Source organism: Geodermatophilus sp. URMC 64 (genome assembly GCF_053502555.1).
Genome location: NZ_CP199955.1, coordinates 3,104,663 through 3,120,711, shown reverse-complemented (window position 1 = coordinate 3,120,711; position 16,049 = coordinate 3,104,663). Strand labels below are relative to the sequence as shown.

12 protein-coding genes are annotated in these 16,049 nt (G+C 75.2%); 7 read left to right on the top strand and 5 right to left on the bottom strand.

The genetic code is table 11. The features are described from left to right. Positions 1–67: 67 nt before the first annotated feature. The 3 genes from ACWIYF_RS15155 to ACWIYF_RS15145 are packed head-to-tail and all read left to right on the top strand — an operon-like array spanning position 68 to position 5,716. Positions 68–2,767 carry a DUF4062 domain-containing protein gene (locus ACWIYF_RS15155; protein WP_448623656.1) on the top strand — a complete coding sequence of 900 codons (2,700 nt, stop codon included), beginning with the start codon at positions 68–70 and terminating at the stop codon, positions 2,765–2,767. Beyond that, on the top strand, positions 2,736–4,376 hold the full coding sequence (locus ACWIYF_RS15150; protein WP_448623655.1) for an FAD-dependent oxidoreductase: 1,641 nt from the start codon (positions 2,736–2,738) through the stop codon (positions 4,374–4,376). Before ACWIYF_RS15155 ends, ACWIYF_RS15150 begins: the two co-directional genes overlap by 32 nt. After that, complete coding sequence (locus tag ACWIYF_RS15145; protein ID WP_448623654.1) at positions 4,373–5,716, top strand: sensor histidine kinase; 1,344 nt, start codon at positions 4,373–4,375, stop codon at positions 5,714–5,716. The genes ACWIYF_RS15150 and ACWIYF_RS15145 overlap by 4 nt, the downstream gene beginning before the upstream one ends. 7 nt (positions 5,717–5,723) lie before the next feature. Here ACWIYF_RS15145 and ACWIYF_RS15140 read toward each other — a convergent pair whose 3' ends face one another. The 4 genes from ACWIYF_RS15140 to ACWIYF_RS15125 all read right to left on the bottom strand — a co-directional run bounded on the left by ACWIYF_RS15140 (position 5,724) and on the right by ACWIYF_RS15125 (position 11,938). After that, on the bottom strand, positions 5,724–9,014 hold the full coding sequence (locus ACWIYF_RS15140; protein ID WP_448623653.1) for an ATP-binding protein: 3,291 nt from the start codon (positions 9,012–9,014) through the stop codon (positions 5,724–5,726). A 54-nt stretch (positions 9,015–9,068) separates the two neighbouring features. Then, on the bottom strand, positions 9,069–10,643 hold the full coding sequence (locus tag ACWIYF_RS15135) for a helix-turn-helix domain-containing protein (protein ID WP_448623652.1): 1,575 nt from the start codon (positions 10,641–10,643) through the stop codon (positions 9,069–9,071). Positions 10,644–10,725: 82 nt separating this feature from the next. After that, the gene (locus ACWIYF_RS15130) at positions 10,726–10,932 is read right to left on the bottom strand and encodes a hypothetical protein (protein ID WP_448623651.1); all 207 of its coding nucleotides are present in this window, start codon (positions 10,930–10,932) and stop codon (positions 10,726–10,728) included. A 109-nt stretch (positions 10,933–11,041) separates the two neighbouring features. After that, complete coding sequence (locus ACWIYF_RS15125) at positions 11,042–11,938, bottom strand: alpha/beta fold hydrolase (protein WP_448623650.1); 897 nt, start codon at positions 11,936–11,938, stop codon at positions 11,042–11,044. Positions 11,939–12,218: 280 nt separating this feature from the next. On the opposite strand from ACWIYF_RS15125, the gene ACWIYF_RS15120 reads away from it, so the two are divergent. Both ACWIYF_RS15120 and ACWIYF_RS15115 read left to right on the top strand, forming a co-directional pair. After that, positions 12,219–12,788, top strand: coding sequence for an AMIN-like domain-containing (lipo)protein (locus ACWIYF_RS15120; RefSeq protein ID WP_448623649.1), 570 nt, complete (start codon positions 12,219–12,221; stop codon positions 12,786–12,788). A gap of 207 nt (positions 12,789–12,995) precedes the next feature. Beyond that, a complete protein-coding gene (locus ACWIYF_RS15115) occupies positions 12,996–13,169 on the top strand; it encodes a hypothetical protein (protein WP_448623648.1) in 174 nt (57 codons plus the stop codon). 13 nt (positions 13,170–13,182) lie between these two features. On the opposite strand, the gene ACWIYF_RS15110 is transcribed toward ACWIYF_RS15115, so the two are convergent. Then, positions 13,183–14,199 carry a radical SAM protein gene (locus ACWIYF_RS15110; RefSeq protein WP_448623647.1) on the bottom strand — a complete coding sequence of 339 codons (1,017 nt, stop codon included), beginning with the start codon at positions 14,197–14,199 and terminating at the stop codon, positions 13,183–13,185. A gap of 58 nt (positions 14,200–14,257) precedes the next feature. Between ACWIYF_RS15110 and ACWIYF_RS15105 the strand changes: the two genes are divergently transcribed. Beyond that, positions 14,258–15,004 (top strand): SDR family oxidoreductase, encoded by a 747-nt coding sequence (locus ACWIYF_RS15105; RefSeq protein WP_448623646.1) that lies wholly within the window; start codon positions 14,258–14,260, stop codon positions 15,002–15,004. Between the two features lie 101 nt (positions 15,005–15,105). After that, positions 15,106–16,032, top strand: a complete 927-nt coding sequence (locus tag ACWIYF_RS15100; RefSeq protein ID WP_448623645.1) for a DMT family transporter — start codon at positions 15,106–15,108, stop codon at positions 16,030–16,032. Positions 16,033–16,049: the final 17 nt, after the last annotated feature.

The following is a 16,049-nucleotide window of genomic DNA, read 5'->3' as shown; positions in this document are numbered from 1 at the left end:
TATCCGGGCCGGTCCCGTCTCCGTAGACTCCTCGGGCACCACGCCGTATCCCGCGGGAGGTGGGCCGGTGGTCGGAGCGCCGCCCGGCGAGAGCGCTCGGTCGATCCCGACCCCGGACCAGCGACTGCGTGTGTTCATCTCCTCGACCATGATCGAGCTGGCCGAGGAGCGGCTCGCCGTCCGGGAGGCGGTGACCCGGCTGCGGCTCATCCCCGTCCTGTTCGAGCTGGGGGCCCGCAACCATCCGCCGCGGGAGCTGTACCGCTCCTACCTCGCGCAGAGCGACGTCTTCGTCGGGATCTACGGCGAGCACTACGGCTGGATCGGACCGGGGATGGAGATCTCCGGCCTGGAGGACGAGTACAACCTCTCGGCCGGCCTGCCCCGCCTGCTCTACGTGCGCCGGACGGCGCCCGACCGCGAGCCCCGCCTGCAGCAGCTGATCGACCGCATGCAGGGCGAGGGCGACGTCTCCACGACGTTCTACGACAGCCCGGCCCAGCTCGGCGAGCTGGTGTCGGACGACCTGGCCGTGCTGCTCTCGGAGCGGTTCGCCGGCCCCCGGCCGCCCGCGGGCCTGGCGCCGGGATGGCTGCCCACCCCGGCTGCCCCGCTCGTCGACCGCCGCGACGAGCTGGCGATGGTCACCGGTCTGCTGCGCGACCCGGCGGTCCGGCTGGTCACGCTGACCGGGCCCGGCGGCACGGGCAAGACGCGGCTGGCGCTGGCCGTGGGGGAGGCGCTGCTGCCCGAGCGGGACGCGGTCTGGTGGGTGGACCTGTCCGCCGTCCGGGACCCGGCCGAGGTGCCCCGCGTGGTGGCCACGGCGGTCGGCGTCCCGCCCGAGGGGTCGCGGTCGGTCATGGACCTCGTGGCCGACCGGCTGGCCGGCCAGCGGGTGCTGCTCGTCGTCGACAACGCCGAGCAGGTGGCCGAGGCCGCGCCGCTCCTGAGCCGCCTGCTGAGCCGCTGCCCGCGGATCCAGGTGCTCGTCACCAGCCGCCGCGTGCTCGGTCTGCGCGGCGAGCAGGACGTGCCGCTCGGTCCCCTCGGCGTCCCGGCGGCGGGGGAGTCGCGGCACGAGGCGGTGACCGCGGCCCCGGCCGTGCAGCTGTTCTCCGCCCGGGCCCGCCGGGCCGATCCGTCCTTCGTCGTCACGGAGGGGAGCGCCCCCGCGGTGGCCGAGGTCGTCCGGCGGCTCGACGGCCTGCCCCTGGCCGTCGAGCTGGCGGCCGCGCGGGTGCAGACCCTGCCCCCGGCGCAGCTGTTGCGCCGGCTGAACACCGCGCTGGACGCCGTCCTGGAGCTGCGCGATCCCGATCTGGACGCCCCGGAGCGCCAGCGCACGTTGCACGCGACCATCGCCTGGAGCCACGACCTGCTGACCGAGCCGGAACGCGCGCTGCTCGCGCGGCTCTCGGTGTGCACCGGCGGCGCCACCCTGGACACCGCCGAGGCCATCGGCGCGGTCGACGGGGACCTCGACGTCGTGGAGACGCTGGCCGCGCTGGTCGGGCACAGCCTCGTGACGGCGAGCGACACCGGCGAGGGCGAGCCCCGCTTCCGGATGCTCGAGCTCGTCCGGGTGTTCGCCGCGCAGCGGCTCCACGACCGGGGTGAGGAGGACCGGATCCGGGGGCGGCTGGCCGAGCACCTGGCCTGCGTGAGCCCGTCGGCCGGGGCCGGCCTGCTGGGTCCGGACCACGCCCGCTGGCGGGCTCGGCTCGAGGCCGAGACCGCGGACCTGCTGGCCGCCCTGGAGTGGGCCGTCGAGCACGACCGCGCCGACCTGGTGGTCCGGATCGGCGGCCCGCTGGCCCGCTGGTGGTGGTCGGCCGGCCTCGTCGTCCCGCTGGCCGAGGTCGCCGAGCGGACCGCCCGGCTGCCGTCGGCCACGGCGCTGCCGCCGGAGGAGGCGGCGCGCCTGGAGCTGGCCCGCGGCCTCGCCAGGATCGCCCGCGGCGGAACCGCCGAGGCCGCACCGCTGCTGACCGCCGTCGTCGACGAGGCCCGCTGCCGGGACGATCCGGGGCTGCTCGGGCACGGCCTCGTGGGCCTGGCCGCCACCCGGCCGCCGGACGACCGGGAGCTGCGCGAGCTGCTGGCCGAGGCGGTCACCGCGCTGCGGCGCACCGGCGACACGTGGTCGGTCGCCTACGCGCTCATCCCGCTGGGGGACGCCGAAATGCTCGCCGACGATCCGCCGGCCGCCGTCCGCACCCACGAGGAGGCCCTGCACCTGGCGCGGAACAGCGGGGACGAGCACCTCGTCGCGACGGTGCTGGACCGGCTCGGGCTCGACGCCGTCCGCGCGGGTGACCCGACCACCGCACGGGAGCGGCTCGCCGAGTCCGCGGACCTGCACCGGCGGATCCGGGACCAGGAGGGCCTGGCCAACTGCCTCGACGGCCTGGCCGGGCTCGTCCTCGCCCTCGGGGTGCCGCGCGCCGCCGCCCGCCTCGCCGGCGCCGCTGCCGCGGCCCGCGCGGCGCTCGGCCTCGCGGCGTGGCCGCTGCTGCGCCCGCAGGTCGACCGGCTGGCCGGCGAGATCCGCGCGGCGCTCGGGGAGGACGACGAACCGCGGGAACGGGCCGCCGGCGCGGCCGCGGGCCCCTGGGCTGCCCTGGACGCCGGCCTCGCCGTGGTCGAGGCTGCGGAGGACCTCGCCGTCCGCTCCCGGTCCGGCCCCGACGGGGACGTCCGCCGGACGGGTCACCGCACGTGGAGGAGGCGTCATGAGCAAGCCGGCTCTCCTGGCCGTCGATGACGACGGCCCGGTGCTGTCCGCCGTCGAGCGGGACCTCCGGGCGCGCTACAGCGAGCGCTACCAGATCTACACGGCCTCCTCCGGCGAGCAGGCCCTCGACCTGCTGCGCCGGCTGCGGCTGCGCGAGGACCCGGTGGCCCTGCTGCTGGTCGACCAGCGCATGCCCGGCATGAGCGGCGTAGAGCTGCTGTCCGCGGCACGCAAGCTTTACCCGGACGCCCGCCGGGTGCTGCTGACCGCCTACGCCGACACCGACGCCGCGATCAAGGCGATCAACGACGCGGACGTGCAGCACTACCTGCTCAAGCCGTGGGATCCGCCGGAGGACCGGCTCTACCCGGTGCTCGACGACCTGCTGCAGACCTGGCGGCACCCGCCGCCGGTCGCAAACCTGCGGGTGATCGGCGACCGGTGGTCGGTGGACAGCCACGAGATCCGGGAGTTCCTGGCCCGCAACCTGGTGCCCTACCGCTGGCTGGACGTCGAGACCGACGCCGCCGCGCGGGAGCTGCTCGAGGTGGCGGGCATCGACGCCGGCGCGCTGCCCGCGCTGGTGCTGGACGACGGCGAGGTCGTCGTCCACCCCGACCTGCACGAGGTGGCGGCCCGGATCGGGCTGCGGGTGCGGGCCGAGCGCGCGGCCTACGACCTCGTGGTCGTCGGCGCCGGCCCGGCCGGGCTGGCCGCCGGCGTCTACGGCGCCTCGGAGGGCCTGTCGACGCTGATCCTGGAGTGCAGCGCCCCCGGTGGGCAGGCGGGCACGAGCAGCAGGATCGAGAACTACCTCGGCTTCCCGGTCGGCCTCTCCGGCGCCGACCTGACGCTGCGCGCCCGGGAGCAGGCGATCCGGTTCGGTGCGGAGCTGCTCGTGCCGGCCGAGGTGGTGGGGCTCCGGCGGGTCGACCCGTACACCGTCGTCAAGCTCGAGGACGGCAGCGAGGTCAGCGCCTCGACGCTCCTGGTCGCCACGGGCGTCAACTACCGCACCCTCGACGTCCCCGGCGCCGCCGGGCTCACCGGGCTCGGCGTGTACTACGGCGCGGGCCGCGCCGAGGGCGTCGACCACGAGGGCGGGCGGGTGTTCGTCGTCGGCGGCGGCAACTCGGCCGGACAGGCCGCGCTGTTCCTCTCCCAGTTCGCCGCCTCCGTGACGGTGCTGATCCGCGGCGGGGACCTGGCGGCGACCATGTCGCGCTACCTCATCGACCGGCTGGCCGCCTCGGAGAAGATCACCGTCGAGTACCGCACCGAGGTGGCCGGCGCCCTGGGGACGCGGCGGCTGGAGGGACTGCGGCTGCGGTCGGGCACCGAGGAACGGGAGGTCGCGGCCGACGCCCTGTTCGTCTTCATCGGGCAGGCGCCCCGCACCGCCTGGCTCGACGGCGTGGTCCGCCGCGACGACAAGGGCTTCGTGCTCACCGGCATGGATCTGGGCGCCTCCCCGCCGGACTGGCCGCTGGAGGTGCCGCCGCTGCCGCTGGAGACCTCCGTCCCGGGGGTGTTCGCGGCCGGGGACGTCCGGCACGGGGCCGGCATGCGGATCGCGGCGGCGGTGGGGGAGGGCGCGATGGCGGTCCGGTTCGCCCACCAGCGGCTGGCTGTGCGGTGACGCTCGCCCCCGGCCGGGACGTCGCGGCGGCGCTGCGCGGCTCGCGGCTGTTCGCCGAGCTGCCCGAGGAGGACCTCGCCGCCCTGGCCGGGACCAGCAGCACCGTCGAGCTCGCGCCCGGCGAGGTGCTGATGGCCGAGGGCGCGCCCCCGGAGGCGATGTACGTCGTCCTGGAGGGTGAGCTGGAGGTCAGCCGGGTCGTCGGCGGCTCGCGCGTGCTGCTCAACGTCTGCGGTCCCGGCGAGCTGCTGGGGGAGCTGGGCATCGCGCACCGCCGTCCCCGCTCGGCCACCGTGCGGGCCCGCACCCGGAGCCTGGTCCAGCGGATCGGCGCCGAGGCGCTCGATCAGCTGTTCACCCATCCGGCCTCGGCCCGTGCGCTGCTCCTGGCCGCCACCCGGCGGCTAGACCGCGAGGAGGGGCTGGTGCGCCAGCACGAGCGGATGGCCGCGCTCGGCGCCCTGTCCGCGGGGCTGCTGCACGAGCTGAACAACCCCGCGAGCGCCGTGCAGCGCGGGGCCGCCCGGCTGCGGACGCTGCTCGCGGACGCCGGCCCGGGCGAGGAGCTGCAGCCCCTGGTCGGCGCGGTGCCGGTGCCGGAGGACCCGCTGGACCGCGCCGACGCCGAGCGGGCGCTGGACGACGTCCTCGGCGCGGCGGGGGTCGAGCGGAGCTGGGAGGTCGCCCCGGAGCTGATGCGCCTCGGCGTCGAGCCGGCCGCTCTCCGCGAGGCGCTGGCCGGGCTGGCGCAGGACCGGCGCGGCCCCGCCGTCCGCGGGCTGGCCCGGGCCGCGGAGATCCGAGCCCTGCTCGACGAGGTCTCCGCCGGCGCGGAGCAGCTCTCGCGGATCGTGACCGGCGTGCGCCCGCTGGCCTACTCCTCGGACCAGTCGCTGACCGACGTCGACATCCACGCGAGCCTCGAGCAGGCCCTGGTCCTGCTGCGCCACAAGGTGCCGCCCGGCGTGCGGGTGGTCCGCGACCTCGACCCGCAACCGCAGACGGTGCAGGGCTGGCCCGCCGACCTGGCGCTGGTGTGGACCAACCTGCTCGACAACGCCCTCGCCGCGGTGGACCGGGACGGCACGGTGACGGTGCGCACGCGGGGTGAGGACGACGACGTGGTGGTCGACGTCGAGAACACCGGCCCCACCGTCCCGCCGGAGGTCCTCGCGCGGGCGTTCGACGCCTTCTTCACCACCAAGCCGGTCGGCCAGGGCACCGGCCTGGGCCTCGCGACGTCGCTGGCGGTGGTGGCCCAGAAGCACCGCGGCCGGCTCACGCTGACCTCCGAGGACGGCGTCACCCGCGCCCGCGTCGTCCTGCCCCGGCGGCGCTGAGCGGGCGTCAGCCCAGCAACTCGTCGGCGGCGGCCGTCTCGGGGGAGGTGAAGGCGGGCGGCAGGTCCGCGCGGGCCTCGGCGAGCACGGTCCGCCACCGCTCGGGCCGGGTGGCGACGGGGAGCCGGGCGAGGTCGAGGGCGGCCCGGAGCCGGCACAGCCGGGCGCCCTGCCACTTCGCCGTCCGCATGGCCTGGGTGAGATCGGCGATGACCCGCTCGACGTCGCCGCCGCGGGCCAGCGTCGCGTGGGCCCGCTGGCGGTGCAGTTCCGGCAGGTGCAGGTCCTCGCCGGTGCGCAGCACCACGTCGAAGGCCTCGGCGAGGTGCTCGTCGGCCCGGTCGACCTCGCCGGCGTCCGCCTCCAGGCGGGCGAGGTAGGCGAGGTTGGCGGCCGCGAAGGACTCCTGGCCCATGAGTCGCAGCGTGGCGATGGCGTGCTCGAGGTGCGCGCGGTCCTCCTCGCTGCCGGGCGTGCCGACCGAGACGTAGGCGTCGCCGAGCGTCGACCAGAACGCGGAGCCGTACTCCTCGCCGATGGCCGCGACCTCGGCCCCCAGCCGCCGGGCGGCGTCGTCGTCCCCGAGGAAGCGGCGGTTCCAGGAGGTGTAGGTCTTGACCAGCGCCATGCTGATCGGGCCCCGCGGGAACCCGATCTCCTCCGCCCGCCGCAGGGCCTCGCGCTCCCAGCGCTCGGCGTCGGGTTCCGCGCGGGCGGTGTTCACGCACGCCAGCGCCGCGGCCGAGGCCGCCACCGGGTCCTGGGGCAGCGACCACACCGGAGTGACGGTCTGGTCGGCCGGCCGGGCGGCGAAGCCGGCCATCGCGCGTTCCAGGTGCGCCGCCGCCGAGGTGAGGCGGCCCTGGTGGAAGTCGCTGTAGCCGGCGCAGGCCTCCACCTCCGGGGCGAACGCGGAGAAGGCGGGTTGCTGGACCATCGCGGTGAGCCGGCCGACCACGCCGCGCGCAGTCGCCAGGGCGCCGCTCACCAGCCAGAAGCCCCAGAGCGCGATCAGCGCGGACACCACCTCCGGGCGCCCGAGCCTCGTGGCGAGCTGCTCGGCCCGGCGGTAGTCGGACCGGACCAGGGGTGCGGCGTAGCCGTGCATCGAGATGACGGACAGGCCGCGCAGCATCCGCGCGACGAGCTCGTTGAGGTCGCGGTCGTCGGACTCGGGCAGGGACTCGAGCAGCTCGAGGGCGCGGGAGACCAGCCTGGTGGCCTCGGCGTGCGCCCCATGTCCCTGTTCGAGCTGGGCGGCGACGAGGTAGAGCCCGGCGGCGTGGTCGGCCCGCCCGGCCAGGTCCAGGTGCTGGGCGATGAGCGCCGGCTCGGCCGCGCGCTCGGTCAGCACGTCGGCGACCCGGGCGTGCGTGCGCCGGCGGACGTCGAGGACCTGGGTCTCGTAGGCGGCGTCGCGCATCAGCGCGTGGCGGAAGCGGTAGGTGCCGAGGCTCAGGCCGACCGGCTCGACGATGCCCGCGTCGGTCAGGACCTCCAGCTGGTCGGTCACGACCTGCTCGTCGCCGACGACCGCCGCGACGGTGGCGGGGTCGAAGGTCGGGCCGATGGTCGCGGCGACCTGCACCACGCGGAGGTCGACCCCGGGCACCTTGAGCCGCCAGGTGAGCAGCTCCTGGAGGCGCAGCGGGATCGGTTCGCTGCGCTGCGAGTCCAGGCTCGAGCGGGTCAGCTCCTCGACGAACAGCGGGATGCCTTCGGCGTGCTCGATGATCGTGGCTCGCTGCTCCGCGGTCAGGGTCTTGCCGGCAGCCAGGTTGTCGACGAGCCGGGAGGCGGCCGCGCCGTCGAGCCGGTCCAGCGTGAGCACGCACACCTGGTCGCGCCACACGATCATCGAGTCGTCGCGGGTGGTCGCCACGGCGAGGAGGCCGGACGGAAGCCGCTCGGCGATCCGGCCGAGCAGGCCGAGGGTCGAGGGGTCGGCCCAGTGCAGGTCCTCGACGGCGAACAGGCACGGCGTCGCCTCGGCGACGGCGGCCAGCCAGTCGACGAGCCGGTTGATGGTCTCGTCGAGGAAGGCCCCGGGGTCCAGCTCCGGCGCCGGGTACTCGGGGGTGGGTGGAATGCCGAGGAGCGGGCCGAGGAAGGGGACCATCCGCGCGGGGTCGAGCCCGACCGCGCGCAGCGTGCGCACCAGCCAGCCGAGCCGGTCGCCGTCCTGGCCGGCCCGGACGACCCCGCGCTCGAGCAGCCGGGTGACCGGCCACAGCGAGACGTTGGCGTAGTAGGGCAGGCACGCGACGCCGACCACCCGGCCGCCGCTGGCCTCGACCCGGTCGAGGAGCTCCGCCACGAGCCGGGACTTGCCGATGCCGGCCTCGCCGACCACGAGGAAGGCGCTCGCGGCCGGTCCGGTGCCCGCTCGGACGGCCTGCCACGCCGACAGCAGCCGGTCCCGGGGCTCGTCCCGGCCGACGAGCCCGGCCTTGCGGTAGCGCTCGGCCTGGAAGCGGGCCGCCGCGTAGCGGGGGCGCTCGACGGTGAAGACCTCGACCGGGCGGCTGATGCCCTTCAGCCGCCGCTCGCCGGCCGAGTGGAGGAAGAAGTCGGCGTCCACCAGCTGCTGGGTGACGTCGCTGATCACCACGCTCCCGGGGGCGGCCTCGGACTGGATGCGGGCGGCGAGGTTGGGCACCAGCCCGACGATCGAGTCGCGTTCGGCGACGGAGCTGTCGTCGCTGAGGTCGGTGACCACCACCCGGCCGGTGTGGATGCCGACCCGCACCTCCGCGGTCACGCCGAAGCGGCGCTCCAGCTCGGCGCGGGCGTCGCGGATCGCCGTCACCAGGTCCAGGGCGGCCAGCACGGCCCGCCGGGCGTCGTCCTCGTGCGGTTCGGGATAGCCGAAGCCGGCGAGGATGCCGTCGCCGGCGTACTGCATCACCGAGCCGCTGTAGCGGTTCACCGCCTCCCGGGCCGCCGCCCGGTAGAAGGCGTAGAGGTCCCGGAGCTGCTCCGGCTCCACCCGCTCGGACAGCGTGGTGGAGCCCACCAGGTCGGCGAACACGAGCGTCATCAGGGCCCGCTCGCCCGACGGGGAGAGCTGGCGGCTCGCCACCTGCCGCAGGATCGACGCGGCCCGCCGGTTGTCGGGATCGACGGCCCGGACCTCCTCCGCCGTCGTCCGCGCCGGCTCGAGGTCGCCCGCGGCCAGCGACGCCTCCGCGGCGGTGAGCAGCCGTTCCAGCAGGCGCGAGAGCCTCGTCTCGGCGGAGATGGCGAGGTCGGTCACGGCGGCGGGCCCCCCGGGCGGCGGAACGGCGAGCAGACTCACCGATCGGGGGAGCCTATGCCGGATCCGCGCCGGCGTGGGACGACGATCCAGCGATCAGTCGTGGAAGACCTCGATGTCGGCGCCCATCTCGACCAGCCGCTCGTAGAGGTGCTCGTAGCCGCGGGCGATGATGTCGACGTTGCGCAGGACGCTCGTGCCCTTGGCCGCCAGCATCGCGAGCAGGATGCAGACCGCGGGCCGCAGCGCCGGCGGGCAGACCACCTCGGCGCTGGACCAGCGGGTCGGCCCGGTGACCAGGACGCGGTGGGGGTCGAGCAGCCGGACGTTCGCGCCGAGCCGGGTGAGGTCGGACAGGTGGATCGCCCGGTTGTCGTAGACCCAGTCGTGGATCAGCGTCTCGCCGGCCGCGTGCGCGGCGATCACCGCGAAGAACGGCAGGTTGTCGATGTTCAGGCCCGGGAACGGCATCGGGTGGATCTTGTCGATCGGGGCCCGGAGCGTCGACGGCCGGATGCTGAGGTCGGCCAGCCGGGTGTGCCCGTTGTCGGCCAGGTAGTCCGGGGACCGCTCCATCCGCAGCCCCATCTCGGCCAGGACGGCGAGTTCGATCTCCAGGAATTCCACCGGCGCCCGCCGGACGGTCAGCTCTGAGTCGGTGACGATGCCGGCGGTCAGCAGGCTCATCGCCTCCACCGGGTCCTCGCTGATCGTGTAGTCGACGTCGGCGTCGAGCACCGGCCGGCCGTGCACCACCAGCGTCGTCGTCCCGAGGCCCTCGATGGCCACGCCGAGCAGCTGCAGGTACAGGCAGAGGTCTTGGACCATGTAGTTGGAGCTGGCGTTGCGGATGGTCGTCGTCCCGTCGGCGCGGGCCGCGGCGAGCAGGGCGTTCTCGGTGACCGTGTCGCCCCGCTCGGTCAGCACGATGGTGCGGTGGCGGGCGGCGGGGGGCCGGACGGTCGCGAGGTACTCGCCGCTGCGCGCCTCGACCTGTAGGCCGAAGGGGCGCAGCGCGATCATGTGCGGCTCGACGGTGCGGGTGCCGAGGTCGCAGCCGCCGGCGTAGGGCAGCCGGAAGGTCTGCGCCCGGTGCAGCAGCGGGCCGAGGAACATGATGATGCTGCGGGTCCGGCGGGCGGCGTCGGCGTCGATCCCGGCCAGGTCCAGGTGCTCGGGGACGACGAGGGTGAGGTCGCGCCCGGTGACGTCCCAGGTGGCCTCGACCCCGATGGAGCGCAGCACGTCGAGGATGCGGTCCACCTCGACGATGCGGGCGACGTTGCGCAGGGTCGTGCGGCCGCGGTTGAGCAGCGCGGCGCACAGCAGCGCCACCGCGGCGTTCTTCGACGACTTCACCGTCACCGCGCCCCGGAGGGTCCGCCCACCCGTGACGCGCAGGTGGGCGGGACCCGCCGGGACGCTGGGGCCGAGGCTGATCAGCTCGCTCTCCAGGGCTGCCGAGAGCCGGCCGAGCAGCTCGAGGGTGAGGTTCTGGCCGCCCTGCTCGATGCGGGCGACGGCGCTCTGGCTCGTGCCGAGGCGCTCGGCGAGCTGGAGCTGCGTGAGTCCGCGGTGCCGGCGGGCGTCGCGGACGAGGAGGCCGATCCGCCGCATGGCGCTGTCGTTCTCAGCGCCGGCGGTGTCGGGAAGAAGGTCGGTCACCGTCACCGGGCAACGCTATCTCGCAGGTGAGATGCGATCGGCGCGCCACGCTGTGACGGACCTGTCCCGGCTGTCGACGTCCCGGCGGTCAGCGGATGACGTCGGCCGAGACGTCGGTGACGATCGCTCGGAAGGTAGTCGTGTCCACCTCGTCGTCCACGGTGACGCGGACGATGTCGGCGACCTGCTGGACGGTCGCGGGCTGGACGGCGTTGGCGCGGGCCGCGGCCACCAGGTGCAGGTGGCGGACGCGGGCGGGGTCGCAGGAGCCGGAGGCGGCGTGGTTCAGAGCCATGCGGGGACGGTAGGCATCCGACCGGGGGAGTGACGACGACCACCGCCGGGCGGCCGGGAACCGTTCGTCACGGCTGTCGCACGAGTCGACGGCAACCCCGGCCGCCCCCTCATGGCGCCTCGGCCCTCCGGGCGTTGTCGGCGATCGCCCGGACGAGCCGCGGCCACGCGCCGCGCGGGAGGTCGTGGCCCATGCCGTCGACGAGTTCGAGGCGTGCGCCGGGGACGGTCTCGGCCGTGGCGCGCCCGCCGGAGGGCGCGCACATCCGGTCAGCCGTGCCGTGGACGACCACGGTGGGGACGGCGAGCCGGCGCAGCGCCTCGGTGCGGTCACCGGCGGCGCGCACCGCGCGGTGCTGGCGGCGGCGGCCGTCGCGGGCGTCCGGGTCGCGCCGGAACGCCAGGGCGTTGACCCGCCGGAGCTCGTCGAGGTCCTGCTCGAAGCCGGGGGAGCCGATCGCGGCGAACACCCGGACGCGGCGCTCGACCGCCTCCTCCTCGGTGCGCGGCCGCCGGCCGAGGGCGTGGCGGAACACGCGCAGGGAGGTCCGGCCCTGGCCGCGGCGGCCGGTCGTCGACATGAGCGAGGCCAGCGAGCGCACACGCGCCGGGTGCCGGATGGCCGTCGTCTGGGCGATCATCCCGCCCAGCGAGGCGCCCGCGACGTGCGCGGAGTCGATCCCCAGCGCGTCGAGCAGCCCGACCGTGTCGTCGGCCATGTCGTCCAGGGTGTAGCGCCGTCCCGGCAGGTGCGTCGAGCGGCCGGCGTCGCGGTTGTCGAACCGGACGACGCGGAAGCCTTCGGCGGCCAGCTGACGGCAGAGGTCCTCCGGCCAGTGGATCAGCTGGAAGCCGAGCCCCATGATCAGCAGCACCACCGGGCGGTCCGGGTCGCCGAAGGCGTCGTAGCAGACCTCCACCTCGCCGGCGGCGACGATCTGCTCGGGGTCCCGGCGCACGGCCGCGGGAGCCGTTCCGGGTCGGTCCTCGGCGGGGACGGTGGGCATCGGAGAACTCCTCGCGACGGTCGCGACACCTTCGCCGGGTGTCGTCCGTCCGGTCAACGCGATTACGCCGGCCGTCCGGCGATGCCGGGCCCTCCCCGGCTCCGACGGCAGGGTCACCGTGGGTGAACGCAGACTCGCGCTAGTGCACGACAGGCGGGAGCGCAAGGAGCCACGCCATGATGATTATCAGGAGATGCCAAGCTGACGTCCATTTCTTCGTGATCTTGGGAGCTTCTTGCCTATGGCCTGGGCGCGGGGTGCTGGCGGATTGTGCCCCGCCATGAGAAACGTTCTCCGCCTCACCGTCCTCGCCCTCGCGACCGTGCTGGGCGCGCTCCTGCTCTCCGCCCCGGCCTCGGCCCGCGCCCCCTATTGCGGCATCACGTGGGGCTCCCTGCCCAAGCCCGCGGCCACCTTCTCCGACGCCGAGTTCCTGCACGGCGTCCGGGCCGGGCGGCACGCCTGCTACGACCGCCTCGTCCTCGACCTCGGCGGGGAGGACGCCGACTTCAGCTCGTACCGCGTCCGCTACGTCCCGGCGGTCAGGGGCATCGGCTCCGGCGACCGGATCCCGCTGCGCGGTGGGGCCTTCCTCGAGGTCGTCGTCGACGCGTCCCCGTACGACCGCGACGGCCACCCGACCTTCACGCCGGCCGACCGCCGCGAGGTCGTGCCGGTAGGGGGCTACCGGACGTTCCGCCAGGTGGCCTGGGCGGGCTCGCTGGAGGGGCAGACGAAGCTCGGCGTCGGCGTCCGCGCACGACTCCCGTTCCGGGTCTTCGTCCTCCCCGGCACCCCGAACACCGACCACACGCCTCGCCTGGTGATCGACGTGGCGCACCGCTGGTGACCTGCCGACTCCGGCGGCCGGCTCCCTTCCCGGGAGCCGGCCGCTCGTCGTTCGAGCTGCAGAACTGATCGAGCGGTGGCAGTCGGCCGGATCCAATAGATCTAGCGGCATCCCGGTCGCGGGTGCTGATGAGCGCCGCTGCTTGCGGGTCGGGGTGTACGCGTCGGTCGCGGCCGGTGCCGGTCGCTCCGTCACCACGATCGACGGTTGCTGCAGCTCCGCAGCAACCAGGCGGCCGTCTGCTCCTTCGGCGGACGAGCCGCCGCCACCCGGTGGGACACCGCCGGCTCGGGGACGACGTCGATCACCGACGAGGGCTCGCTCGCGGTCGTCGTCATGCCCCCGCGCTGCGGCCGAGGTGCGACGGTTCTCGGGCGTTGAGCGTGGCGTTCGCTCAGAACGTTCCTCGGTAGACGGAGCAGCCGCGGCAGACGTCCGGTGGCTCGTCGGTGAGGAGCGCGGCGCGGAACGTCCGGTAGGCATCGCCGTGCCAGATCTCGGCGAGGTCGCCGTCCGCGAGCGACCCGAGCGACACCCGGTCGTCACCCATGACCATGCAGCAGGGCTGCACCGTGCCCCGGCTGGTCACGTACGCCGCGTCCCACGGCCAGCTGCACCCCGGCTGGCCGGGTGGACGCGGGGCCGGCGCGGCGTCCGGGGTCGGCAACCGCAGCGACACCCCGCACTCCTCTGCGGCCGCCCGCGAACGGTCGAAGACGCCGGCGACCTCCGCCGGGTCCGCGGACACGAGCGACTCGGCGGCCGCGAACGCGCGGATCCCCGCGTACGTCCCCGCCGGGTCGGTGTCGGCGAAGTCGTGCGAGAGGCCCTGCACGTGCAGCTCGTCGACGCCCCACTCGCCGAGCCGCCGCACCAGCAACGGCAGCTCCCGCACGTTGCGCCGCATGGCCACGAACACGACGCGCACCCACGGCTTCGCCGAGCCCGCCGTCCTCCGGGCCTCGACCAGCCCGCGGAGGTTGCGGGTGGTCCGCGCGAAATCGGCGCCGGAACGGATGCTCTCGTGGGTGGCCGCAGTGGCGCCGTCCAGGGAGACGTGCAGCCAGTCCAGGCCGAGCGCGACCAGCCGGTCGGCCCGCGCGCGGGTGAGCAGCATGGCGTTGCTGTTGAACCCGACCTCGATCCCGCGGCCGACCGCGAGTTCGACCATCTCCATCAGGTGCGGCTGCAGCAGCGGCTCGCCCAGGCCCTGCAGGGTGAGCCGGGTCAGCGACGGCGTCTCGTCGAGCAGCCGGCGGAACAGCTCCATCGGGAACGCGCCGGTCGCCCTGTCGATCCGCGGCCGGTAGCTGACCAGGCACATCTCGCAGGACAGGTTGCATGCGGAGGTGACCTCGAGCTGCAGGTGCCGGGGAAGCGGTGGAGCGAGTGGCTGGAGTGGCGCCGCCATCCGGTCATCCTCCCGCTGGGGGTGCAGGACGGCAGGTCCTCCGGCCAGACTGCGGCACGTGGACGTACTCGTGACCGGAGGAACCGGGCGGCTCGGGCAGCGACTGATCGGTCCCCTGCAGGGCGCCGGCCACACGGTGCGGCAGATGTCGCGGCGGGGCACCGGCCCCGGCGGCGTCCGCGGTGACCTGGCCACAGGCCGCGATCTGCCGCAGGCGCTCGCCGGCGCGGAGGTGATCGTCCATGCGGCCAGCGACCCCCTGGGTGACCCCTGGCAGGTCGACGTCGCCGGCACCCGGCGGCTGGTGCAGGCGGTCGACCGCGACCGGCTGCGGCACCTGGTCTACGTCTCGATCGTCGGCGTCGACCGGATCCCCTACAACTACTACCGCGCGAAGTTCGCCGCCGAGCAGGTCCTGCTGGCCTCCGGCCTGCCGGTCACGCTGCTGCGGGTCACCCAGTTCCACGAGTTCGTCGACCAGCTCCTCTCCACCGCCCGCCGCGGTCCAGTCCTGCCGGTTCCCATGGGTTGGCGCGTGCAGCCGGTGGACACCGGCGAGGCGGCCGCGCACATCGTGGATGTCATCGGCCGGCCGCCGACCGGGGGAGTGGTGGAGTACGGCGGCCCCGAGGACCTCTCCGCCGCCGACCTGGCCCGCGCCTGGGCCGCCGCCCGGGAGCCGAGCGCGCACGTGGTCGCGACCCCCATCCCCGGCAAGCTCAGCGCCGCGATCCGGGACGGCGCGGCCGTACCCGCCTCCGGCGAGCGCGGCCGGCGCACCTACGCCGAGCACCTGCACGGCTGACCGCGCGGTTCCTGCCAACGCCCGCAGGCCGACCGCCAGGTCGGCGACCGTGTCCGGAATCCGCCGGAGAAGCGTCCGACCGCCGACCTAGGGTCCCGGACGTGAGCACCACCGCCGCGGCGCGCCGCCCCGTCCCCGTTCTGGCGGCCGTCACCGTCACGATCTTCGCCTGGGCGTCGGCCTTCATCGGCATCCGCGGGGTGCGCGACGACCTCTCCCCGGGTGCGCTGGCGCTGGGCCGGCTGCTGGTCGGCACCGCCGTCCTCGGGGTGCTGCTGGCCCGCCGCGGTTGGGTGCGCCCGACCGGGCGCGAGTGGGGCCTGCTGGCCATCTGCGGCGTCGGCTGGTTCGGCGTCTACAACGTCGCCCTCAACGCCGCCGAGCACCACCTCGACGCCGGGACGACGGCGATGCTGGTGAACATCGGGCCGATCCTCATCGCGGTGTTCGCCGGGCTGTTCCTCGGCGAGGGCTTCCCGCGCTGGCTGGTCGCCGGCATCGCGGTGGCCTTCGCCGGCGTCGTCCTCATCGGCCTGGCGACCCGCAGCGCCGAGGCCGACCTGCTCGGCGTCGTCCTCTGCGTGGTCGCCGCGCTGACGTACGCGATGGGTGTCGTCGCGCAGAAGCCGCTGCTGCGCCGCCTGCCCGGGCTGCAGGTGACCGCCACCGCCTGCGCGATCGGCGCGGTCTGCTGCCTGCCCTGGGCCGGCGCCCTGGTGACCGACCTCGCCGGCGCTTCCGGCTCGTCGATCGCCGGCATGGTCTACCTGGGCGTCGTGCCGACCGCACTGGCGTTCAGCACCTGGGCGTACGCCCTCGCTCGCATGGACGCCGGCAAGCTCGGCGTCACCACCTATCTGGTGCCGCCGCTGGTCATCCTCATGGGCTGGCTGCTGCTCGACGAGGTGCCGCCGGCGCTGGCGTTCGTCGGGGGAGCGGTGTGCCTGGCCGGGGTCGCGCTGTCCCGCCGCAGGGGCCGGGCGCGGCCGCCGGTCCCGGCGCCGCAGGAGGCCGGCACCGCCGTCTGAGCTGCCAGGATGCCGTC